Origin of the sequence: Corallococcus macrosporus (assembly GCF_017302985.1) — a bacterium.
Lineage (GTDB): Bacteria > Myxococcota > Myxococcia > Myxococcales > Myxococcaceae > Corallococcus > Corallococcus macrosporus_A.
The window spans coordinates 1,039,404-1,065,682 of sequence record NZ_JAFIMU010000002.1; the positions used below are offsets into that span (position 1 = coordinate 1,039,404).

General features: G+C 71.5%; 22 protein-coding genes. 14 read left to right on the forward strand and 8 right to left on the reverse strand.

Annotation, left to right across the window (positions count from 1 at the left end; all coding sequences use genetic code 11):
• Positions 1 to 29 precede the first annotated feature (29 nt).
• The 3 genes from JYK02_RS04515 (at position 30) to JYK02_RS04525 (ending at position 4,234) form a co-directional block, all read left to right on the forward strand.
• A complete protein-coding gene (locus JYK02_RS04515) occupies positions 30 to 1,166 on the forward strand; it encodes a glycosyltransferase (RefSeq protein WP_207048597.1) in 1,137 nt (378 codons plus the stop codon).
• Positions 1,167 to 1,231: 65 nt separating this feature from the next.
• Entirely contained in the window at positions 1,232 to 2,914 is a 1,683-nt protein-coding gene (locus JYK02_RS04520) for a glutamine--tRNA ligase/YqeY domain fusion protein (RefSeq protein ID WP_207048598.1), read from the forward strand.
• Between the two features lie 162 nt (positions 2,915 to 3,076).
• On the forward strand, positions 3,077 to 4,234 hold the full coding sequence (locus JYK02_RS04525) for a hypothetical protein (protein ID WP_207048599.1): 1,158 nt from the start codon (positions 3,077 to 3,079) through the stop codon (positions 4,232 to 4,234).
• Between the two features lie 8 nt (positions 4,235 to 4,242).
• Here the strand turns inward: JYK02_RS04525 and JYK02_RS04530 are convergent, their stop codons facing one another.
• Both JYK02_RS04530 and JYK02_RS04535 read right to left on the reverse strand, forming a co-directional pair.
• Positions 4,243 to 4,731: a GNAT family N-acetyltransferase gene (locus JYK02_RS04530; RefSeq protein WP_207048600.1), complete on the reverse strand. Its 489-nt coding sequence runs from the start codon at positions 4,729 to 4,731 to the stop codon at positions 4,243 to 4,245.
• 114 nt (positions 4,732 to 4,845) lie between these two features.
• Positions 4,846 to 5,349 carry a DUF3592 domain-containing protein gene (locus JYK02_RS04535; protein ID WP_207048601.1) on the reverse strand — a complete coding sequence of 168 codons (504 nt, stop codon included), beginning with the start codon at positions 5,347 to 5,349 and terminating at the stop codon, positions 4,846 to 4,848.
• 166 nt (positions 5,350 to 5,515) lie between these two features.
• On the opposite strand from JYK02_RS04535, the gene JYK02_RS04540 reads away from it, so the two are divergent.
• Positions 5,516 to 6,349, forward strand: a complete 834-nt coding sequence (locus JYK02_RS04540) for a 3'(2'),5'-bisphosphate nucleotidase CysQ family protein (protein WP_207048602.1) — start codon at positions 5,516 to 5,518, stop codon at positions 6,347 to 6,349.
• On the opposite strand, the gene mug is transcribed toward JYK02_RS04540, so the two are convergent.
• On the reverse strand, positions 6,350 to 6,850 hold the full coding sequence (gene mug, locus JYK02_RS04545; RefSeq protein WP_207048689.1) for a G/U mismatch-specific DNA glycosylase: 501 nt from the start codon (positions 6,848 to 6,850) through the stop codon (positions 6,350 to 6,352).
• A 196-nt stretch (positions 6,851 to 7,046) separates the two neighbouring features.
• Here mug and JYK02_RS04550 point away from each other — a divergent pair, with 196 nt between their 5' ends.
• Together JYK02_RS04550 and JYK02_RS04555 are read left to right on the forward strand one after the other, a co-directional pair.
• Positions 7,047 to 8,309: a glycosyltransferase 87 family protein gene (locus JYK02_RS04550; RefSeq protein ID WP_347402427.1), complete on the forward strand. Its 1,263-nt coding sequence runs from the start codon at positions 7,047 to 7,049 to the stop codon at positions 8,307 to 8,309.
• 71 nt (positions 8,310 to 8,380) lie between these two features.
• Positions 8,381 to 8,689, forward strand: a complete 309-nt coding sequence (locus tag JYK02_RS04555; RefSeq protein WP_207048604.1) for a hypothetical protein — start codon at positions 8,381 to 8,383, stop codon at positions 8,687 to 8,689.
• Positions 8,690 to 8,707: 18 nt separating this feature from the next.
• Here JYK02_RS04555 and JYK02_RS04560 read toward each other — a convergent pair whose 3' ends face one another.
• Positions 8,708 to 9,082 (reverse strand): DUF423 domain-containing protein, encoded by a 375-nt coding sequence (locus JYK02_RS04560; RefSeq protein ID WP_207048605.1) that lies wholly within the window; start codon positions 9,080 to 9,082, stop codon positions 8,708 to 8,710.
• A 99-nt stretch (positions 9,083 to 9,181) separates the two neighbouring features.
• Here JYK02_RS04560 and JYK02_RS04565 point away from each other — a divergent pair, with 99 nt between their 5' ends.
• Together JYK02_RS04565 and JYK02_RS04570 are read left to right on the forward strand one after the other, a co-directional pair.
• A complete protein-coding gene (locus JYK02_RS04565; protein ID WP_207048606.1) occupies positions 9,182 to 9,850 on the forward strand; it encodes an SET domain-containing protein in 669 nt (222 codons plus the stop codon).
• A gap of 52 nt (positions 9,851 to 9,902) precedes the next feature.
• Positions 9,903 to 10,838 carry an acyl-CoA dehydrogenase family protein gene (locus tag JYK02_RS04570; protein ID WP_207048607.1) on the forward strand — a complete coding sequence of 312 codons (936 nt, stop codon included), beginning with the start codon at positions 9,903 to 9,905 and terminating at the stop codon, positions 10,836 to 10,838.
• Positions 10,839 to 11,050: 212 nt separating this feature from the next.
• Here the strand turns inward: JYK02_RS04570 and JYK02_RS04575 are convergent, their stop codons facing one another.
• The gene (locus tag JYK02_RS04575) at positions 11,051 to 11,761 is read right to left on the reverse strand and encodes a hypothetical protein (RefSeq protein WP_207048608.1); all 711 of its coding nucleotides are present in this window, start codon (positions 11,759 to 11,761) and stop codon (positions 11,051 to 11,053) included.
• Between the two features lie 120 nt (positions 11,762 to 11,881).
• Here JYK02_RS04575 and JYK02_RS04580 point away from each other — a divergent pair, with 120 nt between their 5' ends.
• The gene (locus JYK02_RS04580; protein ID WP_242588320.1) at positions 11,882 to 12,715 is read left to right on the forward strand and encodes a hypothetical protein; all 834 of its coding nucleotides are present in this window, start codon (positions 11,882 to 11,884) and stop codon (positions 12,713 to 12,715) included.
• A 12-nt stretch (positions 12,716 to 12,727) separates the two neighbouring features.
• Complete coding sequence (locus JYK02_RS04585; RefSeq protein WP_207048610.1) at positions 12,728 to 14,038, forward strand: M18 family aminopeptidase; 1,311 nt, start codon at positions 12,728 to 12,730, stop codon at positions 14,036 to 14,038.
• A 76-nt stretch (positions 14,039 to 14,114) separates the two neighbouring features.
• Here the strand turns inward: JYK02_RS04585 and JYK02_RS04590 are convergent, their stop codons facing one another.
• The gene (locus JYK02_RS04590) at positions 14,115 to 16,247 is read right to left on the reverse strand and encodes a M4 family metallopeptidase (RefSeq protein ID WP_207048611.1); all 2,133 of its coding nucleotides are present in this window, start codon (positions 16,245 to 16,247) and stop codon (positions 14,115 to 14,117) included.
• Between the two features lie 371 nt (positions 16,248 to 16,618).
• Here JYK02_RS04590 and JYK02_RS04595 point away from each other — a divergent pair, with 371 nt between their 5' ends.
• On the forward strand, positions 16,619 to 17,203 hold the full coding sequence (locus JYK02_RS04595; protein WP_207048612.1) for a DUF2378 family protein: 585 nt from the start codon (positions 16,619 to 16,621) through the stop codon (positions 17,201 to 17,203).
• 22 nt (positions 17,204 to 17,225) lie between these two features.
• On the opposite strand, the gene JYK02_RS04600 is transcribed toward JYK02_RS04595, so the two are convergent.
• The gene (locus tag JYK02_RS04600) at positions 17,226 to 18,239 is read right to left on the reverse strand and encodes a S1 family peptidase (RefSeq protein WP_207048613.1); all 1,014 of its coding nucleotides are present in this window, start codon (positions 18,237 to 18,239) and stop codon (positions 17,226 to 17,228) included.
• 178 nt (positions 18,240 to 18,417) lie between these two features.
• Here JYK02_RS04600 and uvrA point away from each other — a divergent pair, with 178 nt between their 5' ends.
• The 3 genes from uvrA to JYK02_RS04615 all read left to right on the forward strand — a co-directional run bounded on the left by uvrA (position 18,418) and on the right by JYK02_RS04615 (position 25,598).
• The gene (gene uvrA, locus JYK02_RS04605) at positions 18,418 to 23,730 is read left to right on the forward strand and encodes an excinuclease ABC subunit UvrA (RefSeq protein WP_207048614.1); all 5,313 of its coding nucleotides are present in this window, start codon (positions 18,418 to 18,420) and stop codon (positions 23,728 to 23,730) included.
• A 26-nt stretch (positions 23,731 to 23,756) separates the two neighbouring features.
• On the forward strand, positions 23,757 to 24,320 hold the full coding sequence (locus JYK02_RS04610) for a glutathione peroxidase (RefSeq protein ID WP_207048615.1): 564 nt from the start codon (positions 23,757 to 23,759) through the stop codon (positions 24,318 to 24,320).
• 132 nt (positions 24,321 to 24,452) lie between these two features.
• On the forward strand, positions 24,453 to 25,598 hold the full coding sequence (locus JYK02_RS04615; protein WP_207048616.1) for a chemotaxis protein: 1,146 nt from the start codon (positions 24,453 to 24,455) through the stop codon (positions 25,596 to 25,598).
• Positions 25,599 to 25,607: 9 nt separating this feature from the next.
• Here the strand turns inward: JYK02_RS04615 and JYK02_RS04620 are convergent, their stop codons facing one another.
• The gene (locus tag JYK02_RS04620; protein ID WP_207048617.1) at positions 25,608 to 26,183 is read right to left on the reverse strand and encodes a DUF4136 domain-containing protein; all 576 of its coding nucleotides are present in this window, start codon (positions 26,181 to 26,183) and stop codon (positions 25,608 to 25,610) included.
• Positions 26,184 to 26,279 lie beyond the last annotated feature (96 nt).

Here is a 26,279-nt window from a genome sequence, read left to right on the forward strand (position 1 = left end):
CCCAGACATTGGAACTCCAGGCGCGAGACATGGCGGTCCCAGCTCCCGGGCGCAAGCGTGTGCTGTTCACGCTCGTCTTCATGGGGACGGGCGGCATCGAGCGCTCGGTGTGCAACGTGCTGGCGGGGCTGGACCGGGAGCGGTTTGATCCGTCGCTGTTCTTCCACCACGGGCCGCCGCCTCCGGACACGCGCGGGCGCATCCCCGCGGACGTGCCCGTGTCCTGGGGCGTGGGCGTGGAGGCGTACCGGCGCTGGGAGCTGCCGCGGATGCTGTGGCGGCTGTTCCACGAGGCGCGCAAGACGGACATCATCGTTTCCGGGCAGGAGGGACGGGCGGCCCTGCTGGCGCGGATGGCGGGGGCCCTGCTGGGCAAGCCCGTGTTGGGGATGGTGCACTTCGACTGGGGCGCCTTCCACCACGAGCAGCCGCGCCGGCAGCTCTGGGGCCTGAAGGTGCTCTACCCGGGCATGGACCGCATCGTGGCGTGCGGCTACGACTCCGCCAAGGCGTTCGCGGAGCTGGTGAACGTGGACCGCGAGCGGCTGGAGGTCATCCCCAACTTCGTGGACGCGGAGCGGATCCGCGCGGCGGCGGACGCCCCCCTGCCCGCGTGGGCGGAGCCGGTGTTCCAGAAGCCCGTGGTCATCGCGGTGGGCCGGCTGGAGCCGCAAAAGGCCTTCGACATGCTCATCCGCGCGCACGCCCGGATGCGGGCCGCCGGGACGGACACGCACCTGCTCATCCTGGGAGTGGGCTCGCTGGAGTCGGAGCTGAAGGCGCTGGTGGCGGAACTCGGGGTGGAGGGTTCCGTGTTCATGCCAGGCTACGCGGACAACCCGCACGCGCTGATGCGGCGGTCCACGGCGTTCGCCCTGTCCTCGCGCTACGAGGGGCTGCCCATGGTGCTGCTGGAGGCGCTCGCGCTGGGCTGCCCCATCGTCAGCACGGACTGCCCCTCCGGCCCCTCCGAGGCCCTGGACGGGGGGCGGGCAGGCGTGCTGGTGCCCATGGGGGACGACGCGGCCATGGCCCAGGCCCTGACCCGCGTGGTGGAGGAACCGGAGTGGCGCGACGGGCTGCGCCACCGGGCCCTGGACCGGGCGGACGAGTTGTCCGCCGAGCGGGCGCTCAAGGCCTGGGAGTCGCTGCTGGCGGAGGTCTGAAGCCAGGGGACGGGGCAGGAAAACCTTGCTCCCCCTGGCCCGCTTCAAGAGGATTCGCACCCATCATGACGACGACGAACGAGACGCAGGGCCTCAACTTCCTCCAGGAAGTCGTTGAGGAAGACCGGCGGACGGGAAAGCACGGCGGACGCGTGCACACCCGCTTCCCGCCCGAGCCCAACGGCTACCTCCACATCGGCCACGCCAAGTCCATCGCGCTGAACTTCGGGCTGGCGCAGCAGTATGGCGGCAAGTGCAACCTGCGGCTCGACGACACCAACCCGCTCACCGAGGACACCGACTACGTGGAGTCCATCCAGCGCGACGTGCGCTGGCTCGGGTTCGACTGGGACGACCGGCGCTTCTTCGCGTCCGACTACTTCGACCAGCTCTATGCCTTCGCGGAGCAGCTGATCAAGCAGGGCCAGGCCTACGTGTGCAGCCTGTCGCCGGAGGAAATCAGCCAGTACCGCGGCAACTTCACCACGCCGGGCAAGGACAGCCCGTACCGCACGCGCACGGTGGAGGAGAACCTGGACCTGTTCCGCCGGATGAAGGCGGGCGAGTTCCCGGACGGCAAGCACACGCTGCGCGCCAAGATCGACATGACGTCGTCGAACCCCGTGCTGCGCGACCCGCCCATCTACCGCATCCGGCACGCGCACCACCACCGCACGGGCGACAAGTGGTGCATCTACCCGCTCTACGACTTCGCGCACTGCCTGTCGGACGCCCTCGAGGGCATCACGCACTCCGTCTGTACGCTGGAGTTCGAGAACCGCCGCGTGCTGTACGACTGGATCGTGGACGCGCTGATCAAAGGCGACCGGCCCTACCAGTACGAGTTCGCGCGGCTGAACCTCACCTACACGGTGATGAGCAAGCGCAAGCTGCTCCAGCTGGTGCAGGAGAAGCGCGTCTCCGGCTGGGATGATCCGCGCATGCTGACCATCAGCGGCCTGCGGCGCCGGGGCTACACGCCCGCGTCGCTGCGCGACTTCGCGAAGCGCATCGGCGTGAGCAAGTCCGACAGCCTCATCGACATGGGCGTGCTGGAGCTGTCCGTCCGGGACGACCTCAACGAGTCGGCCCCGCGCGCCATGGCCGTGCTGCGTCCGCTGAAGGTGGTGCTGGAGAACTACCCGGAGGGCCAGGTGGAGGAGCTGGAGACGGCGAACCACCCGAAGCGCGAGGACATGGGCACGCGCAAGGTGCCGTTCATGCGCGAGCTCTACATCGAGGCGGACGACTTCCAGGAGGTGCCGGAGAAGGGCTTCTTCCGCCTGGCGCCGGGCAAGGAGGTGCGCCTGCGCTCCGCGTACTTCATCAAGTGCGAGAAGGTCATCAAGGACGCGGCGGGCCACATCACGGAGCTGCGCTGCACCTACGACCCCGCCACGCGCGGAGGCGACTCGCCGGATGGCCGCAAGGTGAAGGGCACGCTGCACTGGGTGCCGGGCAACGCGCCCGTGGCCGAGGTGCGCCTGTTCGACCGGCTCTTCTCGGTGGAGGCGCCGGACAAGGACGAGACGAAGGACTTCAAGGAGTTCCTCAACCCGAACAGCCTGGAGACGCTCTCCGGCGCGCGCGTGGAGCCGATGCTCGCGGAGGCGAAGCCGGGTGACCGCTTCCAGTTCGAGCGGCTGGGGTACTTCTGCGCGGACTCGGTGGACTCCAAGCCGGGCGCGCCCGTGTTCAACCGCACGGTGACGCTGAAGGACTCGTGGGTGAAGGAGCAGAAGAAGTAGGGCGCTCCCCTTCACGCGGATGAAGCTTCAGGGAGCCCCGGGTGGAAGCACCCGGGGCTTCGTCGTTTCGCCCCCTTCCTGCTGGGGGATGGCGGGCCATGGGGCTCGTGCTCCATGCTGGAGAGGGCACTGCCGCCCCTTCCTCCCGGAGCCCGTTCCGACATGGCGCCCCACCCGCTGCCGCGCTCCTGGCCGCCGCCGACGTACGCCGAGGTGGAGGCCATTGGCCGCATGGAGGACGCGGCCCTGCGCAACCTCCACATCACCCAGACGTACCACGTGCTGAAGGTGGCCTTCGCCGGCGTGCTGGGGGAGGCGGACCAGTCGTGGTGCGGCTTCTCCACCTGGGCGTCGAAGACGGCCGGGACCTTCATCCGCAAGGAGATGGTGACCGCGCTGGAGCGCGACATGCTGTCCCGCGCGGAATCGGTGATGCGCGGCTTCGGCGTGACGCAGGCGCGGCTTTTGGGCTCGTGGGGTCTGCCGACGGGCGTGGCCACGGTGCTGAAGCGCGCCTTGGACCCGGTGATGAGCGCGGTGGCGAGGCACATCGCGCACGGCAACCTGCTGGTGTTCCAGGAGCTGGGGCCGCTCTACGCGGCGATGCTGGAGCACTTCACCGGCCCCCAGGCGACGAGCCCCGCAGCACTGGAGCGCGTGCTGGCCCTGCTCAAGCCGGGGCCGCTGGAGTCCGGGGGCCAGGACCTGCTCATCCGCGCGGTGCGCGCGTACCACGAGGCCCTGAGGCTCACGCGCGCCAAGGACCGCGCGGAGCGCGTGTTCCTGGCCAACGCGCTGGTGGGCTACCACGAACAGGTGCGGCTGCAGGCCCCCATCATGGGGGCGCTCGAGGCGCCGCTGAAGGAGCTGTTCCTGGACCAGCTGCGGGAGCTGCTGCGTGCGCGCGGGGCCGGGATGCCGGAGACGTGGCTGCTCGCCATCTTCACGCCGCTGGCGGACCGGCTGGAGCGCTGCTGGCGCGAGCTGATGACGCGCGAGCTCATGACCATGGAGCTGCCGGACCGGACGCTGCGGCTGGGCGAGGACGTCCCGGCGCTGACCGCCGCGGCGGACTTCCCGCCGGACCTGCTGAAGCTGGAGCACCCGGAGCTGTGCGCGCTGATGAAGCAGCTGGACCGCACGCCGGACGACACGGCGGGCAGCGCCGCGCGGGACTGGGGCTCGGTGAAGGACCGGATGAACCTCATCGTGGACCTGTTCCGTTCGCGGCAGCAGGACCGGAGCCTCTACCAGCCGCCCTTCACGCAGGCGCAGGTGGAGGCCTTCCAGCAGGGCCGGATGCCGACGGGCAGGCTCTGACGCCAGGGCTATGAGCGGGGCGGCGTCTCGCGGGTCATCTCCACCATGGTGGGACGCCAGCCCAGCCGCTCGAAGAGGCGCCGCGCGGCTTCATTCTTCGCGGCGGTGCTGAGCACCACGCGCGGCGCGCCCAGCTCCGTGAGCCTCTGCACCATGGCCTCCGCGAGCAGCCGGCCGGTGCCGGTGCCGCGCGCCGCCGCCTCCACCCAGATGTCGTGCAGGGCGCCGTGCTTGTCGAGGAGCATGTTCCAGTCCACGCCCTCCAGCCGGCCGTAGCAGTAGCCCACGACCTCGCCGTCCAATTCGGCCACCAGCACCACGGCCTCCTGCGGACGGCGCGCCTCCTTGCCCAGCCACCAGCGGTAGCCGGACTCCACGTCGTCCGGGACCATGAAGCGTTGGGCATCGAAGCCGTGGTGCTGACGCGCGAGCGCCGCGCCCATGCGGCCCAGCGCGGGCGCGTCCGAGTCCTTCGCGGGGCGGATGGTGACGGGCATGCGTTCTCCAGGAAGCGGGTGTCCACCCCAGGATGGGCATCCCCGGCCGCGCCTGTCGAAGCCTTCCCGAAGGAAGTGCTCAGCCGGCCACGCGAAAGCGCGGCCCGCCGTCGCCTAGCGGGCCTTCGCGCGCATCTGCGGGGCGGTGCGCTTGCCCTCGCGCAGGGTGGCGCGGGCCATCTCCAGGAGGCCCCAGCCGGCCACCAGGGCGAACACCGCGCCGCCCGCCGTCACCAGGTAGTTCACGAAGCCCGTGTCGCCGCACTGGAGGCACGCCACGGAGGGGTCCTCCGGCTCGTAGTGCAGCGTCACCGGGGCGCCCGCCGCGTAGTGGTGCGACACCGCCTGCGCGTCCGCGAGCCCGCCGGAGCCGTGGCCATCGAAGGCCACCGTGTCGGAGGTGTACGGGACGCCGTTCACCTCGTAGCGGTAGCTCACCTCCGGGCGGAAGCTCACCGCGCGCTTGCTGCGCAGCGTCTCCACGCGGGAGCTCACCACGGTGCCCTGCGCGGTGGGCCAGTCCTTGCTCGCCTTGGAGCGGTACACCATCCGCCCGCCCGCGAACGCCAGCGCCACGCCGATGCCCAGCAGGGCCAGTCCCATCAGCCACTTCATCATCGTTCGAGTCCTTGCTTGCACCCCGCCGCGCTGCCGTGGGGGAGGAGGTCGTGTCCCCCGGGATTGCAGCCACCGGGCCAGGGCTTCCGCCCCGACAGGTGGGGTGTCCGGGGCGGGGCAGATTTCCCCACGAGGGGCAATTCGCCCCAGTAGACTCGCGGTCTCCATGCCCGCACTCGCCCAAGAGCTCGAAGTGGCCCGGCGCATCGCGCGCCAGGCTGGTGACATCCTCCTGCAGGTCTACGCCACGGACTTCTCCGTCACGGACAAGGCGGGCGGCGCCGGGCCCGTCACGCTGGCGGACGAGCGCGCCAACGCCTTCATCGTGGGCGAGCTGCGCAAGGCCTTCCCGGCCGACGGCGTGGTGGCGGAGGAGAAGGAGGACGTCTCCGACGCGAAGCGCTTCAGCCGCTGCTGGTTCGTGGATCCGCTCGACGGCACGCAGGAGTTCGTCAACCGCAACGGCGAGTTCGCCATCCACATCGGCCTCGCGGTGGAGGGCCGGGCGGCGCTGGGCGTCGTGTACCGCGCCGTGGGCGACGTCCTGTACTCCGGCATCGTGGGCGAGCAGGGCTACGTGGAGGACCCCCAGGGCCGCCGCGCGCTGCGCGTGTCGGACGTGGCGGACCCCGCGCAGCTGCGGCTGGTGGTGTCGCGCTCGCACCGCTCCAAGACGACGGACGCGGTGGTGCGGGGGCTGGGCATCACGAAGGAGACGGAGTCCGGTTCGGTGGGGCTCAAGTGCGGCCTGCTGGCGGAGGCCCGCTGCGACCTCTACGTGCACGTGAGCGACAAGAGCTACCGCTGGGACAACTGCGCGCCGGAGGCCGTCATCCGCTCCGCGGGCGGCGTGCTCACGGACCTCGCGGGCAACGCGTACCTGTACGACGGCTCGGAGCTCCAGAACCGCCGGGGCCTGCTCGCGTGCAACGCCGCCGCCTTCGACAAGGTGCTGCCCGTCGCCTCGCAGGTGGCGCGCGAGTCCGGCCTGCTGAAGTAGTCAGCGCGTCCCGGCCGCGCGGCGCAGCTCGCCGTACAGCCGCGCGAGGTCCGGGAGCTGGTAGCTGGCGTTGAGTCCGCTGGGATTGGGCAGCACCCACAGCCGCGTGTCCCCCAGCGTCTCCTCCTGGATGCCGAACCTCGCCTTCGGCCGCGCGAAGGCGGTGCGGTACGCGCCCAGCCCCAGCACCGCCAGGTACCTCGGGCGGTAGCGCTTCACCTTGCGCAGGAGCGACTTCGCCCCTTCGGCGTACTCCTGCGCGTCCAGCATGTCCGCGCTCGCCGTGGCCCGGTCCACCACGTTGGTGATGCCCAGGCCCAGGCCCAGCAGCTCCTCCTGCTCGGAGGGTTGCAGCCGGCGCGGCGTGAAGCCGGACGCGTGCAGCGAGGGCCAGAAGCGGTTGCCCGGCCGCGCGAAGTGCACCCCCACCACCGCGGAGTAGAGGCTGGGGTTGATGCCGCAGAAGAGCACCCGCAGGCCCGGGGCCAGCAGGTCCTTCATGGTGCGGCCGGTGGCGGCGAACAGCTCGTCCTTCGTGGGGCGGTGGAGCTTCATGGAGTGGGAGACCTGGCCCGGAACCTAGCGGGTCGGGTGCCGGCTCGCATGGGGATGCGCCTGGATGCCGCCCGGACAGGGGAGGGGGCGGATGCCTTTCCCCGGCGACAGCACCCGGTCCGCACGGGCAGAGTGCCGCCCCGTGTCCGATTCGAATCCGTCCGCGTCCTTCCGGCTCGCGCCCAGGCACTGGCTCGCGCTCGCCGTGAGCGTGTTGCCGCTGCTGCTCTACGCGTCGTTCTCCATCCGCGAGGGCGACCTGCCGCTGTACTTCCGGACGGCCCGCGCGTTCCTGGACGGCGCGACGCCCAACCGCGACTTCCGCTTCGAGTACCCGCCCTACGCGCTGCTGTGGTTCGTGCCCGCGACGTGGGCGGGCGGCGACCTGCGCGGGTTCATCCTCGCGTTCGGCCTCCAGCTCACGCTCTTCGACGCGTTCATCAAGTGGCTGCTGCTGTCCGAGGGCGTGCGCCGCTGGGGCACGTCCTGGCGCGCATGGGCGCCGCTCGCGGCGTACTTCGTCGTCAGCTGGGTCCAGAGCGTGCACTACCTCAAGCGCTACGACGTCATCCCCGCCGCGTTCGCGCTGGCCGCGCTGGTGGCCCTGATGCGCCGCCGCGAGGGCTGGGCCGGCGTGGCGCTGGCGGTGGGCACCGTCACCAAGCTCTACCCGGCGGTCCTCGTGCCGCTGGCCCTGGCGGTGTGCTGGCGCCGGGGCGCGAAGCCGACGCGGGCCCTGCTCCTGGGCCTGGTCGCCGGCGTGCTGCCGCTGGTGCCGCTGAGCCTCGTGTGGCCGTGGTGGCAGTTCGCGTCCTTCCACGTCGAGCGCGGGCTCCAGGTGGAGGCCTTCACCGCGGGCCTGCTCTGGGCCGCGCACCAGTTGGGCTTCGCCGACGTCCGGTGGGTCCACGCCCCCGCCTCCTACGAACTGCACGGCGCGGCCGCGGAAGGGGTGCGCGCCGTCACCCGGCAGCTCTGGGTCGCGGGCTCGCTGCTGGCCGCGGCGGTGTCCGTGCGCGCCGCGTGGCGCAGGCCTCCGGTGACCATGGAGGACCTGTCCCGGCTGGCGCTGGTGCCGCTCACGGCCTTCGTCATCCTCAACCCGGTGTTGAGCCCGCAGTACCTCATCTGGCTCACCGGGGCCGCGGCGCTCGCGCTGCTCTCCGGCAGGGTGGGGCCGTCCGTCGTGCTGCTGGTGGCCGCGGCGATCACGCGCGGCCTCTTCGCGGGCAGCACCTACAGCAAGGGCTTCCAGCCGCCGTACACGCTGCTGCTCCTGGTGCGAAACGCGATGGTGCTGGGCGCGGGCCTCGCCTGGGCCCGCGAGACGTGGCGGTGGGGAAATCCAGGCGTCGCGGAGCGCTTGGAAGCGAAGGACGCACCCGCTCCGACCCCGCAGGCCTGAAGCCCGGCCGCCTGCCCGGCGAGGCCCCCCGGCGCGATGCGAAGCCGGGGGCTCGTGGTTAATGGGAAGCCATGGCTCGACCGGTGAACGTCAACGCCCTGTTGCCCATCGAGGTGGACTTCCAGCGCGAGCGCGCCTCCGGGCTGCGCCGCTCTGGCGACAAGCTGGAAGACGCCCTCGCGCTGCTGGCGCAGTCAGAGAAGGAGCTGCGCGCCCTGAGCGGCCACGCTCGCGTGGCGCGCTATCCGGCGTACCGCGCGGCCTGGAAGGAAGCGGAGCGGCTGCGCTGGAACCTCACCGTGCAGCGCGAGGCCTGCGGGCTGCGCAACCACCGCGACCTGGACGTCATCTACCCGCTGCCGCCCCTGCTCAAGGAGTAGGACCGGCTGTTCACCGCCTCACGGTGTGGCGCGCCACGCGGCCACGGCGAGCAGCGCCCAACCGGCGAGGAAGCCCAGGCCGCCCAGCGGCGTGATGGCGCCCAGCACGCGCACGCCGGACAGGGCCAGCGCGTACAGGCTGCCGGAGAACAGGACGATGCCCACGAGCATCGCCCAGCCCGAGGACTCCAGGAGCGCCGAGGGGCGCACCGTGCCCAGGAGGCCCACCGCCACCAGCGCGAGCGCGTGGTACATGTGGTAGCGCGCCCCGGTTTCGAAGATGACCTGCAGGTCCTGGGGAAGCCGGGCCTTCAGCGCATGGGCTCCGAAGGCCCCCGCCGCCACGGCCAGGAAAGCGTTCACCGCGCCGACCACGATCCACCACCGCATCATCGAGTGCCTTTCTTCGCGCGCTTGACTGCGGCACGCTACACCGCGCCTGAAGGCAGCGTCCTGGTTGAACACGCACCCGCCCCAGCCGCGCCACTTCCGATGACGACTTCCCCTTCCTTCCAGCCGACCCCGTCGATCCCCTTCGAGCTGCGCCAGTCCCCCATCCAGGGCATGGGCGCGTTCGCCACCCGCCGCATCCGCAAGGGCGCGCGCATCATCGAGTACATCGGTGAGCGCATCACCCAGGCCGAGGCGGACGTGCGCTACGACGACGAGTCGATGGAGCGCCACCACACGTTCCTCTTCAACCTGGACGACGACACCGTGCTGGACGCGGGCACGCTCCACAACGAGTCGCGCTACATCAACCACTCGTGCGAGCCCAACTGCCAGTCGCTCATCGACAAGGGCCACATCCACATCTACGCGCTGCGTGCCATCGAACCGGGGGAGGAGCTGACGTACGACTACGCGTACGAGCGCACCCCGGAGATGGACGCCGACGCGGAGGCCCTCTACGTCTGCCGCTGCGGCACGCCCTCCTGCCGGGGCACCATCCTGGCCCCGGAGAAGAAGGCCCCCGCGCGCCGCAAGAAGGCGACCCGCAAGGCCAAGGCGCCCTCCAAGGGCAAGGCCGCGTCGAAGTCCAAGTCGGCCTCCAAGGCGAAGTCCGGCTCGAAGCAGAAGGCCGCGCCGCCGGCCGCGAAGAAGAAGCGGGGCACCCAGCGCGCGAAGTCGCCGGGCCGCGGCCGCCGCGCCGCCGGCTGAAGCGCCCAACAGCAAGCGCGCACGCGCCGGGGGCGGGCATTAGACTGGAGGCGTGAAAGACGTCCTGCGCTTCCTGCTCACCGAGGCCCCTGACTTTCCCGCGCTCGACTCCGTGGAGGCCTGGTGGCGACGGCACCTCGCGGTGCTGCCGCGCTTCCCGGTGCCCGCGGACCTGGCGCTCGCCAGCGGCTTCCGGATGGACCGGGTGGGGTTCGCGTTCGCCTCCGGCTACCAGGCCGCGCTGCGCTGCCTCTTCCCCCAGCTCCCGGCGAACCGGCGCGCCGCGCTCTGCGCCACGGAGCTGGGCGGCGGACACCCGAGCGCCATCGAGACGAAGCTCACGCCGCACGGCTCCGGCTGGAAGCTCGATGGCGTGAAGACCTACGTCACGCTGGGCACGCACGCGGAGGTGCTGCTCGTCATCGCCTCCGAGGGCCGCGACGCCCAGGAGCGCAACCGGCTGCGCATGGTGCGGCTGGACGCGGCGACGTCCGGCGTGACGGTGGAGCCGCTGCCGCCCCTGGGCTTCGTGCCGGAGGTGCCGCACGCGGCGCTGCGGCTGGACGGCGTGGAGGTGGCGGCGGAGGACGTGCTGCCCGGGGATGGCTACACCCGCTACCTCAAGCCGTTCCGCACGGTGGAGGACTGCCACGTCAACCTGGCGGTGCTGGGCTGGCTGGTGAAGGTGGCCCGCCGGTGCGGCTGGCCGGTGGCGCTGCGCGAGGAGCTGATCTCCCTCGCGGTGATGATCCACGCGCTGGCGCTGGAGGACCCCAGCGACGCGGCCGTGCACGTGGCGCTGGGCGGCGCGCTCGCGCAGGTGCAGCGTGCGGTGGAGCGCTGCGAGGTGGCCTGGGAGGGCGTGGACGTGGAGATGCGCGAGCGGTGGCAGCGCGACCGGCGCCTGCTCGACCTGGCCTCCAAGGTGCGCGCGAAGCGGCTGGAGGTCGCTCGTCAGCGGCTGGCCGGCGGCGCGGGCGACGACTGACAGCCCCAGGCAGAACCCGCGAGGGGCGGGAGCTGAGTGCCCCTCCCGCGTGTGCCGAAGGGCGGCTCTCTCAAGCCTGACGCGAAGCCCGCGAGGGGCGGGGGTACGCGCCCCCTGCCGCGGCGGTCCCGTCAGCCCCAAAGCGAAGCCCGCGCGGGAGGTGCGTGAGGCCTCCTCCACCGCGCGGGCCCGGGTACCACGGAAGCCTGCTTTCAGTACCGGCCGCCGCCCAGCGCGGAGACGGCGGCGGACAGGATGCGGTTCTCCACGCCCCAGACGGCCTTGTTCATGCCCTTCACGCCCGCGCCGCGCATGTAGTCCGTGAAGTCGTGCAGGGCGGTGGAGCGCTGCATGCGCTCCGTCTTGGCCGCGTAGAGCAGCGGCGTGTTCGGCGCGCCCGTGAGGCCCAGGTCCGGACAGGCCTCCGACAGCGCCGCGCGGTCGATGCCCGTCACCGCGGACAGCATCGCCACGGTGAAGTGGTGCACCGGCAGCTCGCGCGCGTTGGGCACGCGCTCCAGCACCTTCGCGCGCGTCGCGGGGTCGGTGGCCAGCTGGGGCAGCGTCACCCGGGACATCGCCAGGATCTGCTCGTTGGTGACGTGCTTGTTGTCCAGGATGGCCCGGTCGAACAGGCTCTGCGGCGTGTCACCCTTGATGGTGATGTTCACGTCGGACAGGCGCTGACGCATGGTCTGGATGGCGCGCCCCACCTCCGTGTTCGCGCCCCCGCGCCACGAGCCCGGCGTCGCCTGCACCGGCGCCGTCGTCGCGCGGGCCCGCGCCAGCTCCGCGCGGTTGAGCACGTCCGCGCGCGACGCCTCCGTGACCTGGTTGGCCCGGGCGGGCTGCGAGGCCGGCGCCTGCGTGCGGGCCGGGGCGACGGAGGGAGCGGTGGGACGGTTGCGGATGGGCTGCGTCATGGAGGCACCTTCTACCCTGGAATTTCGGAGTACCGGATTATCGCCGGGAGGGCAGGGGAGTTGCCTCGCGCGTCCTACCCGGCGCGTGCGTTCCTCCGGCGGACCGGTATGGTGCGCGCCATGTCCCCGCGCCTGCCCACCCAGTTCGCCGACCTGCTCACCCCGAAGGGCCGCCGCATTCTCGAAGGCCGAGACGCCGAGACGTGCGGCGCGCTGCTGGACCCCACGCGGCCCTTCATCGCGCTGCAGGGCGTCATCGACGTGAAGAAGGCGGCCGAGGCCCGCGACCTGCTCGACGCGGCGCTGCGTGACACGCTCGTCACCATGGAGGACCCCATCCCGGAGGACTCCATCTCCGGCATGGTGGAGAACTACACGGAGGCGCTGCCCAAGACGGTGCGCGTGCGCACGGCGCTCCTGGAAAGCCGGCGCTCGCGCTCATGGCGCGCGGCGGAAGGGGTGGGGCTGGTGGCGCTGCTGCGCTCGGACACGTTCGCGGCCTTCGCGGCGGCGGTGAGCGGCCGGCCGCTCAAGCGGGGCTGGGGCATCCAGGTCCTCTGCTACGGCCCGGGTGACTACACGGGCCCGCACAACGACCACCACCCGGAGGAGGCGGACGCGCGCGACGGCTACGTGGACATGCACGTGAGCCTTACCATGCCGGCCGTGGACCACCAGTACCTCGTGTACGCGAAGGACGGGCACTTCTCCGAGCTGACGAAGGTCAGCACCGTGGGCGGCGTCACCGTGTACCGGCTGCCCTTCTGGCACTACACGACGCCTTTGGCCGCGAAGCCGTCCAAGGAGGACGCCGCGCGCCGCTGGGTGCTGCTGGGCACCTTCCTGGACGCGCCCCCGGGGACGCGCCCCTCCTCCACCGTCCTGCCGGCGGGCGCCCCGCCGCCTGTCCGGGCGGTGACAGTCGGACGTGGCACCGGGGCCGGACGGCGTTAGCGTGCCGGGCCCATGAGCCCGACCGACATCGACACCCAGGCCAACGACCTCCTCCAGTACATCGACGCGTCGCCCACGCCGTACCACGCCGTGCGGGAGACGGCGCGCCGCCTCACCGCCGCGGGCTTCCGCGAGCTGGACGAGCGCGAGTCCTGGTCGCTGAAGCCCGGCGACAAGGTCTTCGTCATCCGCGGCGACACGAGCATCGCCGCCTTCCAACTGGGCACGAAGCCCGTGGACACCACCGGCTTCCGGCTGGTGGGCTCGCACACGGACTCGCCCAACCTGCGCCTCAAGCCCAACGCGCCCGTCAACCGCCACGGCTACCAGCAGCTCGGCGTCGAAATCTATGGCGGGGTGCTCCTGCACACGTGGACGGACCGCGACCTGTCGCTCGCGGGCCGCGTGGTGGCGCTGCACAACGGCCGTCCCCAGCACCACCTGGTGGACTTCCGCCGGCCGCTCTTGCGCGTGCCCAACCTGGCCATCCACCTGAACCGCGGCGTCAACACCGACGGTCTCAAGCTCAACCCCCAGGAGCACATGGTGCCGGTGCTGGGCCTGGAGAGCGCGGGCCCCGCGGAGCTGCGCGCGCTGCTGGTGGAGGAGCTGGGCCGCTCTGGCGTGAAGGCCGCGGCGGACGACCTGCTGGGCTACGACCTGTGCCTCTATGACCTGCAGCCGTCCACGCGCTCCGGTCTGCACGGGGAGTTCCTGCACGCGCCCCGCCTGGACAACCTGGCCAGCTGCCACACGGGGCTCACGGCGCTCCTGTCCGGCACCGACAAGCGCGAGGCCACGGTGGGCGTGGTGCTCTACGACCACGAGGAGTGCGGCAGCCGCAGCGCGCAGGGCGCCGCGTCGCCGTTCCTCAAGGACCTGCTGGAGCGCATCGTCCAGGCGCACTCGGACGGGCGCGCGGACGCGTTCCACCGCGCCATCCGCCGCTCGTTCCTGGTGAGCGCGGACATGGCGCACGCGGTGCACCCCAACTACTCGTCCATGCACGAGCCCAAGCACCAGCCGCAGCTGGGCGCAGGCCCCGTCATCAAGACCAACGTCAACCAGTCCTACGCGACGGACGGCGAGTCGTGGGCGCACTTCGCGGCGCTGTGCAAGGAGGCGGGCGTGACGCCGCAGCACTTCGTCACCCGCACGGACCTGGGCTGCGGCAGCACCATTGGCCCCATCACCGCGGGCCAGCTGGGCATCCGCACGGTGGACGTGGGCAACCCCATGCTGTCCATGCACTCCATCCGTGAGCTGGCCGCCGCGTCCGACGTGGCGAAGATGGTGGCGGTGCTGACGCGCTTCTTCGCGTAAGGCGAAAAGGAAGAGGCGGGCCCGGTGTCACCCCCGGACCCGCCTCGGATGTTTCAGGAAGCCTTGAAGCGGGGGACTAGTTCACGCCCACCGCGGTCCAGGCGTCCTTCACCTTCTGCACCTGGACGGAGTCCGCGCCGTGCAGATCCGTGGCGGCCTTGATGGTGGCCTCACGCGCCTGGGCGAACGTCGTCTTCGGCGTCATGTACGTGGTGAGGGCGCGGCCGAAGATCTTCAGGCCGTCCTCCATGCCGATGCCGCCCTTCACTTCCAGGCCGGAGGTGCGGTTCTTGCCACCCTCCACCAGCAGGTAGAAGGCGTTGTTGGCGATGCCGCTGGAGCCGTGCACCTCCGTCTGCTTCGGGTAGTTCTTGTAGTTGTCGACCGAGTAGCCGTCCTTGGTCGGGTCGTTCATGTAGCGCAGGCCGTCCTCGTTGGAGCCGTTGTTCGGCGTCCAGGCGGCCTCGCCCACGGTCCAGTTCCACTTGGCCTCGGGGTTCTTCTGCGCGGCGAACCACTCCACGCCCGTGCCCATGATGTCGGAGAAGGCCTCGTTCAGGCCGCCGGACTCGCCGCTGTAGATGAGGCCCGCGGTGCGCTCGGTGAGGCCGTGGGTGATTTCGTGGCCCGCGATGTCCAGCGTGGTGAGCGGGCCGGACTGCTTCCCGTCGCCGTCGCCGTAGCTCATCTTCTCGCCGTCCCAGAACGCGTTCACGTAGTTGTTGCGCACGTGCACGTAGCTGGTGAGCTTCTCACCCGCGCCGTCGATGGAGTCGCGGCCGAGGATGTCCTTGTAGAAATCGTAGGTCGTCGCCGCGCCGTAGTGCGCGTCCACGGCGGCCTTGGCGCGCGCCGGGTCGGTGGCCTCGCCCCACTTGTCGTTGTTGTCGGTGATCTTCGTCTGGCCGGACGCGGTCGTCTTGTTGTTCGCGTCGTAGGTCACCACGCCCTTGCCGCGCGTCGAGTCCTCCAGCGAGTACGTGCCGTCCGCGTTCTTCGTGGTCTTCAGGTCCACGTGGCCGCTGTACATGGACACGTCGTCCGCGGTGCCCGTGGGCGGGTTCTGCGGATCCGTCGGCGGCGGCGTGGTCTCCTTCGCCTGGATGTTCAGGCTCCAGTTGTTGAGGGTGCCCACGTCACGCGCGGCCTTGTCCTCGACCTTGAGCGTCCACTCGCCCTTCGTGTTCTCGCCCGCGAACGCGGTGGACAGGTCGAAGGAGCCCGCGATGTCGTCCTTGGAGCCGCCCTTGCGGTCCTGCACCACCACGGACTTGCCGGAGGGGCTGGTCAGCGTGACCTTCAGGTCGCCGCTGAAGGTGTGCTTGACGTTCAGGTCGAGCGACAGCTTGTCGACCGTCACGTTGTCCGGGATGGAGATCTTCGACTCGACCTGGCCCTTGTCCGGGATGGCCGCGTTGGGGCTGGCCGTGCCGTTGACCTGCATCGCCGCGGCGGCCTTCTTCGACCAGCCGCCAATCTTGTTGTAGTTCTCCAGCACCGCGCCGGTGTTCGCGTCGATGATGAAGTTCTGCTTCTTCGGCTTCTCCTGGCCGGCGATCTGCGTCACTTCCACCTGGTAGGCGGCGCGGTACTTGCCGTCCGCGTCCTGGTAGACGACGCGCTCGGAAGAGGGCTGCTTGTCGGCCTTGCCGCCCAGCTCCTTCTTCGCGATGTCGATGGCCTGCTGCGGCGCCAGCTTCACCTTCTGGTTGCCCAGGCCCGCGGGGATGGGGTTCTGCTCACCGGTGACGCTGGACACCTTGCCGTCCGCGCCCAGGTGGCTGATGACCTGCTCGCCGAAGACCTTCACGCCCTCGTGCATGCGGTCCAGACGCACGTGCGTCATGCCCAGCTCGTCGCGCTCCACGCTCCGGGGCGCCAGCGTCGGGCCGGCCTTGTTCGCGGCCAGCAGGTTGGACGCGGTCAGCGGCGGGGTGAGGGCCTTCAGGGACGTCTGGATGGCCTGCTGCGCCTCCTTGCTGTCCAGGGGGAGGCGGCCGGGCTGGGAGGCCGTGGCACCCGTGGAGGAGGACTGCGCCGTCGCGGAAGCGGCGGCCGTGGGCTGCGCGCCAGCGGCGGCGCCCGTGCGGGAAACGGACTCGAAGCCGTCCTTCACGCGAAGGACGTTCTTGGCCTTCGCCGGCGCGGAGGTTTCGGTGGTGGGACGGAGGGAAACGGGCGTCGAACCTTCGGTGCGGCGAATGGTCATTGAACACTCACGCTGCAAGGGGGATGAACAATTCTCTCATGATGGACTCCGAGAGTTTCCGATGGGACGAAGAAGTTAACGCGGCATCCCAGAACTCACTGGATTGCGCTGGCGGACTTCCTGTGAATTCCACGGTTGACACCCAAAATTTGCTTGCAGCAGGGGTCCGTCCTGACCCGAATTCCTGAAATCCCTGACATGAGCCGTCATGGATCAGCGTCGGCGGGATGCGGAAATGCGGGGGAAATAATCAAAAAAATTACATCGGAGTGGCAACCAGGCGGGCAGGCCGTTCGCGTGGGGGCTGATACACTCCGCCACGGTTTCCCGGCCGGGTTGGTGCGGGGGCTGGACCCTGGGGGGGTTGAGACATGGAGCCGTGGATTCATCCGGAGACGCGGGAGGCGCCTGGCCTTCCGCCGCTGGCGGTGCGCGTGCCGCGCCGGAACTTCGAAGGTTTGTTTCAACACGCCCTGAGGCCGGCCGGCCTGTTCGCGCAGGCGCTGCGGGACGTGGGCTACGACCCGGACGCGGTGGAGGAAGTGCTCCCGCTGGAGGTGTGGCGCGCGTCGCTGGCGGTGGCGCGGCGGCATGCGTGCCCGGGCCTGACGAGCGAGGACGCCAACCGCGTGCTGGGCACGCACTACGTGGACGGCTTCGCGCAGACGCTGGTGGGGCGCATCTTCGCGGCGGCGGCGCCGCTGTTGGGCGCGGAGCGGTGCCTGGCGCGGCTGCCCACGTACCTGCGCGCGGGCCGTGACGACATGAAGCTGCTGCTGGAGCCGGTGCGCACGCGCGAGTGGCGGGCGCGCGTGGTGGACGCGGATCCGCTGCCGGACTTCGTGGCGGGCGTGGTGGAGCAGGTGCTGCGCCGCACGCGGGTGCTGCCGCGCGTGGACGTGCTGGAGCGCGCCGAGCACGTCTATTCGCTGCGGATCCGCTGGGACGAGGCCTGAAGGCCGGCGCGTCCCTCCGCCGCTAGTTGAGGTACGTCTTCGGCGGGGGGCGCTTCGTGGGGGTGGCGAGGGGCGCCGGACGCGACTGGCGCCACCGGCCGATGACGTCCATCAGCCCGTCGAACGTGTCGCGCAGGGCCCAGGCGCGGTCCTCCACGTCCTTCAGGCCCTCGCAGCGCAGCAGGCCGTCGCGCAGCGCGCGCTGGACGCCGGGGCAGTCGTCGCGCTCGTCGATGAGCTGTTCGGCGGTGTGCGCGTAGAGCCGGTAGCAGCCCTCCACGTCGCCCCGGTTGTAGGCGGGCGCGCCCACGTTGATGGCCTGGCCCAGCAGCGCGGCCACGGACTCCACGGCGGGCGTCGCGCAGCCCTCCAGGAGGCCCACGGGGTGCTGGGGCACCTGGCGCACGCGGGTGGCGCGCTGCCGGGGCGCGTCCAGGGCGGACAGCGGGCGGAGCGGGCCGGACGTCTTGAGGAGCGGCGTGATGTAGCGCACCGGGATGACCAGCCCCAGCGCGCGGCCGTTGGCGAGCGCCGCGGTGGCCAGCCCCACCACCTGCCCCTTCGCGTCCAGCACCGGCGAGCCGGAGGCGTCCTCGGGCAGCGTGCGGGACAGCTCCAGGAGGGTGAGCCATTCCCCCAGCACCTGCACCGCGCGGACCTCCAGGGCGCGGGACTCCGGGGGGCGGTCCGCATGGGCCTGGAGCACCTGCACCGCTTCTCCCTCCCGGGGCAGCGTGGCCGGGCCCAGCGGGAGGGCGGGCAGCAGGTCCGGGACGGACAGGCACAGGACGGCCAGGTCGCGCCGCTCGTCCACGGCGGACACCTGCACCACCGGGGAGCGCAGGCCGTCCGGGAGCACGGCGGTGATGGCGCGCGCGCTGGCCACCGCGTGGAGGCTGGTGACGACGTGGCCCTCGGTGGAGACCACGAAGCCCGTGGCGGTGTGGCCGCCCAGGTCCAGCAACACCAGGGAGGCACTCGTGCGCCGCAAGGCCTCTTCGGCCCGCGCACGGCGTGCCCCGTCGTCGTCGGACATGGCCACCCCCGTTTGTGACATCCCGGCCGGAATTCCCATCGAGATACTTTCGAGGGGAATGGCCGCACCGCTTTGTATCAGCCCGCCCGCTCTGCACCCAACCCACCCGGGCGGGGCGATGTTGGCCGTCATGTTGTGATTGGCGCGCGAGTGTCCGGTCGTTAAACCTCCGGCCGGCATGCACAAGACCCACCTCGTCGGCGCCCGCACCCACAACCTCAAGGATTTGTCCGTCGACCTCTCCGAAGGAGAGTTCGTCTGCGTCACCGGCGTGTCCGGAGGCGGAAAATCGAGCCTCGCGCTGGACACGCTCTACGCGGAGGGCCAGCGGCGCTTCGTGGAGAGCTTCAGCCCGTACGCCCGGCAGTTCCTCGAGCGGCTGGAGCGGCCGCCCATGGACGCGCTGGAGCCGGTGGCCGCGGGCGTCGCGGTGGACCGGCGCGCGCCGGTGAAGAGCTCGCGCTCCACGGTGGCGACGCTGGCGGACGTGGAGCCGTACCTGTCCGCGCTCTTCACCCGTGAGGCCATGCCGGTGTGTCCGGACTGTGGCCTGGAGGCGGTACGCACCGACGCGCGCGTGGCCGCTCGGGCCGCGCTGCGCGAGCACCCGGACGCGACGGGCGTCTTCACGTACCCCGTGCGCATCCCGGACACGGCCGCGTTCCTCGACGCGAGGGCCCGGCTGCTGAAGGACGGCTACCACCGGCTGATGGTGCAGGGCGAGGTGAAGGAGCTGGAGACGCTCAAGCCGGGCGAGGCCACCGACCCCGCGGGCGTGGCGCAGGTGGTGGTGGACCGGGTGAAGCTGACGGACGCGAACCTGTCCCGCGTCACCCAGGCGCTGGAGGATGCGTGGGCGCGCGCGGACGGCGAGGCGCTGCTCTTCCTGCCGGAGGCCGCGCCGAAGCGGCTGCGCCGGGGCCTCGTGTGTCCGAAGTGCGCGCGGGAGTTCGAGCTCGCGAGGCCTGGCCTCTTCAGCTACCAGAGCCCGGTGGGCGCGTGCGCGCCGTGCCGGGGCTTCGGGCGCACCATCGGCATCGACTGGGGGAAGGTGATCCCCAACCCGACGCTGAGCCTGGCGCAGGGGGCCATCCGCCCCTGGTCCGGCCAGTCCACCAGCTGGGAGCGCGAGATGCTCCAGCGCTACTGCAAGCAGAAGGGCATCCCCTTCGACAAGCCGTGGGAGAAGCTCACCGCCGCTCAGCGCGAATCGGTGCTCCAGGGCGAGGGTGACTACGACGGCGGCCGCGTCTACCCGGGCGTGCGCGCGTGGTTCCGGTGGATGGAGGGGCGCACGTACAAGATGCACGTGCGCGTGCTGCTGGCGCGCTATCGCGCGTACACGCTCTGTCACGCCTGCGGTGGTGCGCGGCTCAACGAGCAGGCCCGCGCGTGGCGCGTGGGCGGGCTGGATCTGCCGGGCTGGCACGGCCTGGAGCTGACGGACGCGCTGGGCCGCCTGGACGCGCTGAAGACGCTGACGGGGCAGGGCGACCTGGCGCGGCGCGAGCTGTCCGCGCGCCTGCGCTACCTCCAGCGCGTGGGCCTTGGATACCTGACGCTGGACCGGCCCGCGCGCACGCTGTCCGGCGGCGAGGCGCAGCGTGTGTCGCTCACCGCGGCGCTGGGCACGTCGCTGACGGGCGCGCTCTTCGTGCTGGACGAGCCCACCGTGGGCCTGCACCCGGGGGACGTGCCGCCGCTGACGGAGGCCATCGCGGAGCTGGCGGACCGGGGCAACATCGCGCTGGTCATCGAGCATGATCCGCTGGTCATCCGCTCCGCGCACCGCGTGCTGGAGCTGGGCCCGGGCGCGGGACGCAATGGCGGCACGCTGTGCTTCGACGGCACCCCGGAGGCGCTGGCGAAGCGGCAGGACCTGCCCACGGGCCGCATGCTGTCCGGCGGCTCGGAGGCGCCGCGCACGCCACGCACCCGCACGGGGGAGATCGTCATCCGCGAGGCGCGCGAGCACAACCTCAAGGACGTGTCCGTGCGCGTGCCGCTGGGCGTGCTGTGCGCCATCACCGGCCCCAGCGGCTCCGGCAAGAGCACGCTGATGGACGAGGTGCTGTACCGGCACCTGGCGCGCGGCCTGGGTGAGAAGGACGTGGAGGCCCCCGGCGACGTGGCGGCGGTGGAGGGCGGGGCGCAGGTGGAGGCCATCACCTTCGTGGACCAGTCCCCGCTGGGGCGCACGTCGCGCGGCAACGCGGCCACGTACACCAAGGCTTGGGACCGGCTGCGCGAGCGCTTCGCGTCGGAGCCGGACGCGGAGGTGCGGGGCCTGACGTCCGCGCACTTCTCCTTCAACGTGGACAAGGGCCGCTGCGAGGCCTGCGCCGGTGAAGGCTATGAGACGGTGGAGATGCAGTTCCTCGCGGACGTGGCCCTCTTGTGCGCGGTGTGCCGGGGCCGGCGCTTCAAGGAGGAGGTGCTCGCCGTCCGCCACCAGGGCTTCAGCGTGGCGCAGGTGCTGGAGATGACGGTGGACGAGGTGCTCCAGCACTTCGGCGACGATTCCGCGTTGAAGCGCACGCTGGGGCCGGCGCAGCGGCTGGGCCTGGGCTACCTGCCCCTGGGCCAGCCCCTGTCCACGCTGTCCGGCGGCGAGGCGCAGCGGCTCAAGCTGGCGCGCGCGCTGGCGAGCGACGCGAAGGGCACGCTGTTCCTCATCGACGAGCCGAGCGCCGGCCTCCACGCGGAGGACGTGCGCCACGTGATGGCGTCGCTGCACGCGCTGGTGGACCGGGGCGCGAGCGTGCTCGTGGTGGACCACGACGTGTCGGTGATGAAGGGCTCGGACTGGATCATCGACCTGGGGCCCAAGGGCGGCCGCGACGGTGGCCGGCTGGTGGCGGAGGGCACGCCCGCGGACGTGGCGAAGGTGCAGGGCAGCGCCACCGCCGCCGCGCTCCGGGGCGAGGGCAAGCCGCTGGCGAAGGCGGTGAAGCTGCGCCGTCCGGGGAAGGAGGCGCCGCCCGCCATCGAGGTGGAGCACGCGCGCGAGCACAACCTCAAGGACGTGTCCTGCCGCATCCCCCTGGGGAAGATGACGGTGGTGACGGGCCCCAGCGGCTCCGGCAAGAGCTCGCTGGTGTTCGACGTCGTCTTCGCGGAAGGGCAGCGCCGCTTCCTGGAGACGCTGACGCCGTACGCCCGGCAGTTCCTGCCCACGCTGCCGCGCCCGGACGTGGAGCGCATCAGCAGCATCCCGCCCACCGTGGCGCTGGAGCAGCGCACGTCGCGCGCGGGGGCCACCAGCACCGTGGCCACCGTCACCGAGGTGGCCCACTACCTGCGCCTCATGTACGCGAAGATTGGCGAGCCGCACTGCCCGCACGATGACACGCCCATTGGCGCCACCACGCCCGCGGCGCTCTACGCGCAGGTGCTGGCGGCGAAGGGCGAAGGGCAGGTGCTGGCGCCCGCGGTGCGCGCTCGCAAGGGCACGTACCTGGACGTCTTCACCGCGGCGGCGCGCGCGGGCATCACGCAGGCCATCGTGGACGGGGAGCTGGCGTCCACGGACAACCCGCCGCGCCTGACGAAGACGAAGGAGCACGACATCGACCTCGTGATGTACGAGGGCAAGCTCGCGAAGCTGCCGCGCGAGGTGTTCGAGGCGTCGCTCAACTGGGGCAAGGGCGCCGTGAAGCTGCGCACGGGCAAGGCGGAGACGCTCCTGTCCAGTGAGCGCACGTGCCCGAAGTGCGGCACCGCCGTGCCGGAGCTGGACCCGCGCTGGTTCTCCTTCAACACGAAGCAGGGCCGCTGCGAGTCGTGCGAGGGCACCGGCGTGCAGGGCGGAGCCTCCGCGATGGCCGAGGGCGAGACGGCCCCGTGCCGCACCTGCGGCGGCACCCGCCTGTCCCCGGTGCCGCGCGCGGTGCGGCTGGAGGGCGCGCGCTACCACGAGGTGGTGCAGGCCTCGGTGACGTCCACGCTCGCGCGCGTGCGCACCTGGAAGCTCAAGGGCGACCGGGCGCTGCTGGGCGAGACGGCGCGGCAGGAGATGCTGCGCCGCCTGGAGTTCCTGGAGCGCGTGGGCCTGGGCTACCTGTCCCTGGACCGCAACGCCGCCACGCTGTCCGGCGGTGAGATGCAGCGGCTGCGGCTGTCCGCGCAGCTGGGCGCGGGGCTCACCGGCGCGATGTACGTGCTGGACGAGCCCACCATCGGCCTGCACCCGCGCGACACGCACCGGCTGCTCGACAACCTGCGCGCGCTGGTGGAGACGGGCTCCACGGTGCTGGTGGTGGAGCATGACTCGGACACCATCCGCGCCGCGGATCACCTGCTGGACCTGGGGCCCACGGGCGGCCGGGGCGGTGGCCACATCCTGGCGGAGGGCACGCCCGACGTGGTGCTGGAGTCGGACTCGCCCACCGCGCTGGCGCTCCGGGCCGCGCAGGTGCGGCCTCCTTCCGGGAGGGGCGAGCCGAAGGCGTGGGTGGAGCTGAAGGGCGCGCGCGCGAACAACCTCCAGCGCGTGGACCTGCGGCTGCCGGTGGGGCGGCTCAACGTCGTCTCCGGCGTGTCGGGCTCCGGCAAGAGCACGCTCATCCGGCAGGTGCTGTACCCGGCGCTGCGCGACAAGCTGGGGCTCGTGACGTCGAAGCCCGGCGCGTTCGATGCGCTCAAGGGCACGGAGTCCATCAAGCGGGTGCTGTCGGTGGATCAGTCGCCCATTGGCCGCACGCCGCGCTCGGTGCCGGCGACGTTCCTGGGCATCTGGGACGAACTGCGCCGCGTGTTCGCGGCCACGCCGGAAGCGAAGATCCGCGGCTTCGGGCCGGCGCGCTTCTCCTTCAACACGGCGGCCGGTGGCCGCTGCAAGGTGTGCGAAGGGCAGGGCGCCATCTCCCATGAGATGTCCTTCCTGCCGGACGTCGTCACGCCGTGCGAGGCCTGCAACGGGGCGCGCTTCGACGCCGCCACGCTGGAGGTGCGCTACCACGGGCTCACCGTGGGCGACGTGCTGCGCCTGTCCGCCGACGAGGCGAAGGACGTGTTCCGTTCGCTGCCCAAGGTCGCCGCTCCGCTGGAGTGCCTGGCGGACCTGGGCGTGGGCTACCTGCAACTGGGCCAGGGCTCCAACACGCTGTCCGGCGGCGAGGCGCAACGGCTCAAGCTGGCCGCGGAGCTGACGGCCACGTCCCGCCACGAGCCCACGCTGTACGTGCTGGACGAGCCCACCACGGGCCTGCACCTGGGCGACGTGGAGAAGCTGATCACCTTCCTGGGCCGCCTGGTGGACCGGGGCGACACGCTGGTCGTCATCGAGCACCACCCGTCGGTCATCGCCGCGGGAGACCACGTGGTGGAGCTGGGGCCGGAGGGCGGCGAGGGCGGAGGCCGCATCGTGGGCGAAGGCACGCCGCGCGAGGTGGCGAAGCTCAAGACGCCCACGGGGCGCGTGCTCAAGACTCTTTTTTCCACTGAAGAACCCCGGAGCACGCGCCGCCTCACGGGGACGGTGAAAGGGTGAGCGCGATCCGGCATCCTGGGCGCGCCATGCGAACCCTCCTGCTGTGCACCGCCGCGGCGGTGCTCTCCCTCTCCACGGCGGCCTCCGCCGAGGACAAGAAGCCCGAGAAGAAAGCCATGTCCTTCCACCAGCTCTCCGCCAACCGGCTCGACGGCAAGCCCGAGAAGCTGTCGGACTTCCAGGGCAAGGTCGCCCTCGTCGTGAACACCGCGTCCGAGTGCGGCTACACGCCGCAGTACAAGGGCCTGGAGGCGCTGTACCAGGGCTACAAGGACAAGGGCGTGGTCGTCCTGGGCTTCCCGTCCAACGACTTCGGCGGCCAGGAGCCGGGCACCTCCGAGCAGATCGCGAAGTTCTGCGAGCTGCGCTTCAAGGTCACCTTCCCCATGTTCGAGAAGGTGAAGACGAAGGGCGAGGGCCAGTCCCCCGTCTACGCGTTCCTCGCCAAGGACCACGGCGAGCCCAAGTGGAACTTCCACAAGTACGTGGTGGGCAAGGACGGCCAGGTGAAGGCCGCGTTCCCCAGCAGCGTGACGCCTGACAGCCCGGAGCTGAAGGCCGCCATCGACAAGGCGCTCGCGGAGAAGTGACGGGCGTTCCCCGGCGACGGATCCGGTCCTCGTGACGTGGATCCGCGCCGGGCGTTGGACGTCCGACGGTGGCTCCGCGCTGGAGGGCCGCTCGGCGGTGGGGTGGGGCGTGCGCAGCTTGGGTCCTGGCCCATGGCTCCGGTTCTTTCCCCCGCGCGCGTCGTGACGGCGGTGCTGCTCGCGGCGCTGTGTGGCGGGTGCGCTTCGCTGGAGCCCCAGCGCTCGGAGCTGGCCATGCGCGTGGGACGGTCCGACCTGTCCGTGGCGGTGATGCGCACGCGGGTGAGGGACCTGGCCCGGCGCTTCTCCGGATTGATCGAAGCCATGGCGGACGACCTGGCCTCGCGCTCCGGGTCTCCCTCCGTGGCCGCGGCCATGCTGCGGTTCAAGGCCAACGCGGTGCCCGCCGTGCAGAGCACGCTCTTCAAGCCGGATCCGGTGGCCGCGATCATCGACACGTGGGCGCTGCTGGCCCAACTGGAGGAGTCCCTGCCGCGCTCCGCCACGGGCGCCTCGCCGGAGCTGGTGTCGCAGGCCCATGCGTCGCTGGTGTCGCTGGAGTCCGAACTGGCGGCCGAGTGGCGCGAGGTCACCGGCCACGAGGACGTGACCCAGACCCGCGACCGGGTCCACGCCTGGGCCGCGGAGCACCCGTTGACCGGACCGCTGGTCACGCGTGAGTCCACCACGGCCCTGCTGGCGTCGCTCACGGAGGTGACCGGGGGAGGCTTGAGGTCCACGGCCGCCGGCCTCATCGAGGACACTCGCGACCTCACCGCGCGCGTGGACCTCTACGCGACCAGCCTGCCCCGGCAGGCGCGCTGGCAGGCGGAGCTGGTCGCGACCGACGCGATGCGCGCCCCCACCGTCCAGGCCGCGCTCGCGGAGCTGGGGCGCACGGTGGACCTGCTGGACCGCGTGGGCTCCGTGGCCGCCAACACCCCCGCGCTCATTGAACGCGAACGCCGCGCGGTGCTGGACGCGGTGCACGCCGAGCGCCTGGGCCTCCAGGAGTTCGTCACCGGCGAACGGCAGGCGGTGCTCGCGGACGTGGGACGCGAGCGCCAGGCGGTGGTGGACGCGCTGCACGCCGAGCGGGTGGCCACGCTCCAGCAACTCGATGGCCTCGCGCGCGGCTGGGTGGACCACGCGTTCGACCGGCTGGGGCCGCTCGTGGACCGCGTGTTCCTCTGGCTCGCGCTGCTGATGGTGCTGCTGGGCGTGGGCGGCGTGCTGGGCGGCTGGGTGCTGGCCCGGGCATGGCGGCGCGCGCGCTGACGGAATCGCCTACTTCTTCTCCTCCGGCTTGGGCGGGAAGTTCTCCAGCATCTTCTCCACGCCCTTTTCAATCCGGTCGCCGTTGGTCTGGGCGCTCGGGCTGTCGCCCAGGTTCGCCTGCGCCGTGCCGCGCCAGACGAGCTTCTTCTCCTTGGCGTCCACCACGTCGAGGATGAGCGTGCCCACGTCGTACTGGCGCACGTACGTCTCCGACGGCCCGTAGTACGAACCCCAGAACGGATCCCACGGGTAGCCCCAGTAGCTGTCCACCGTCTCCGCGGACAGCCGCGTGTCGATGGCGCCCTGCCAGCCGATGAGGAAGTCCGGGTTCGCGCTCGCGTCCACCTTCTGGTAGCCGCGGGCCTGGAGGTCGCGATCCACCGCCCCTGTCACCTGAGACTCGGTGATGGCGTTGTTGATGCGCGTGTCCTTCGTCTGCTGGGGATGCGTCAGCCACGCATAGGTGCGGAATGCGTTGATGCGCTGGACGGCGGCGGGGTCGTAGTTGGTGCCGACATCGACGCCCGCGCAGGACGCGAGCCCCAGGCCCACGAGCACGGGAACGACACGGGACAGCAGACGCATGGCGGCCTCCAGAAGGATGGGGCGCATCCCTCCGGGCGGGACGCGGTCAGCGACATGACGTTGGGGACGTCCCCCGGGGATGGCCCGTCGCCGTCC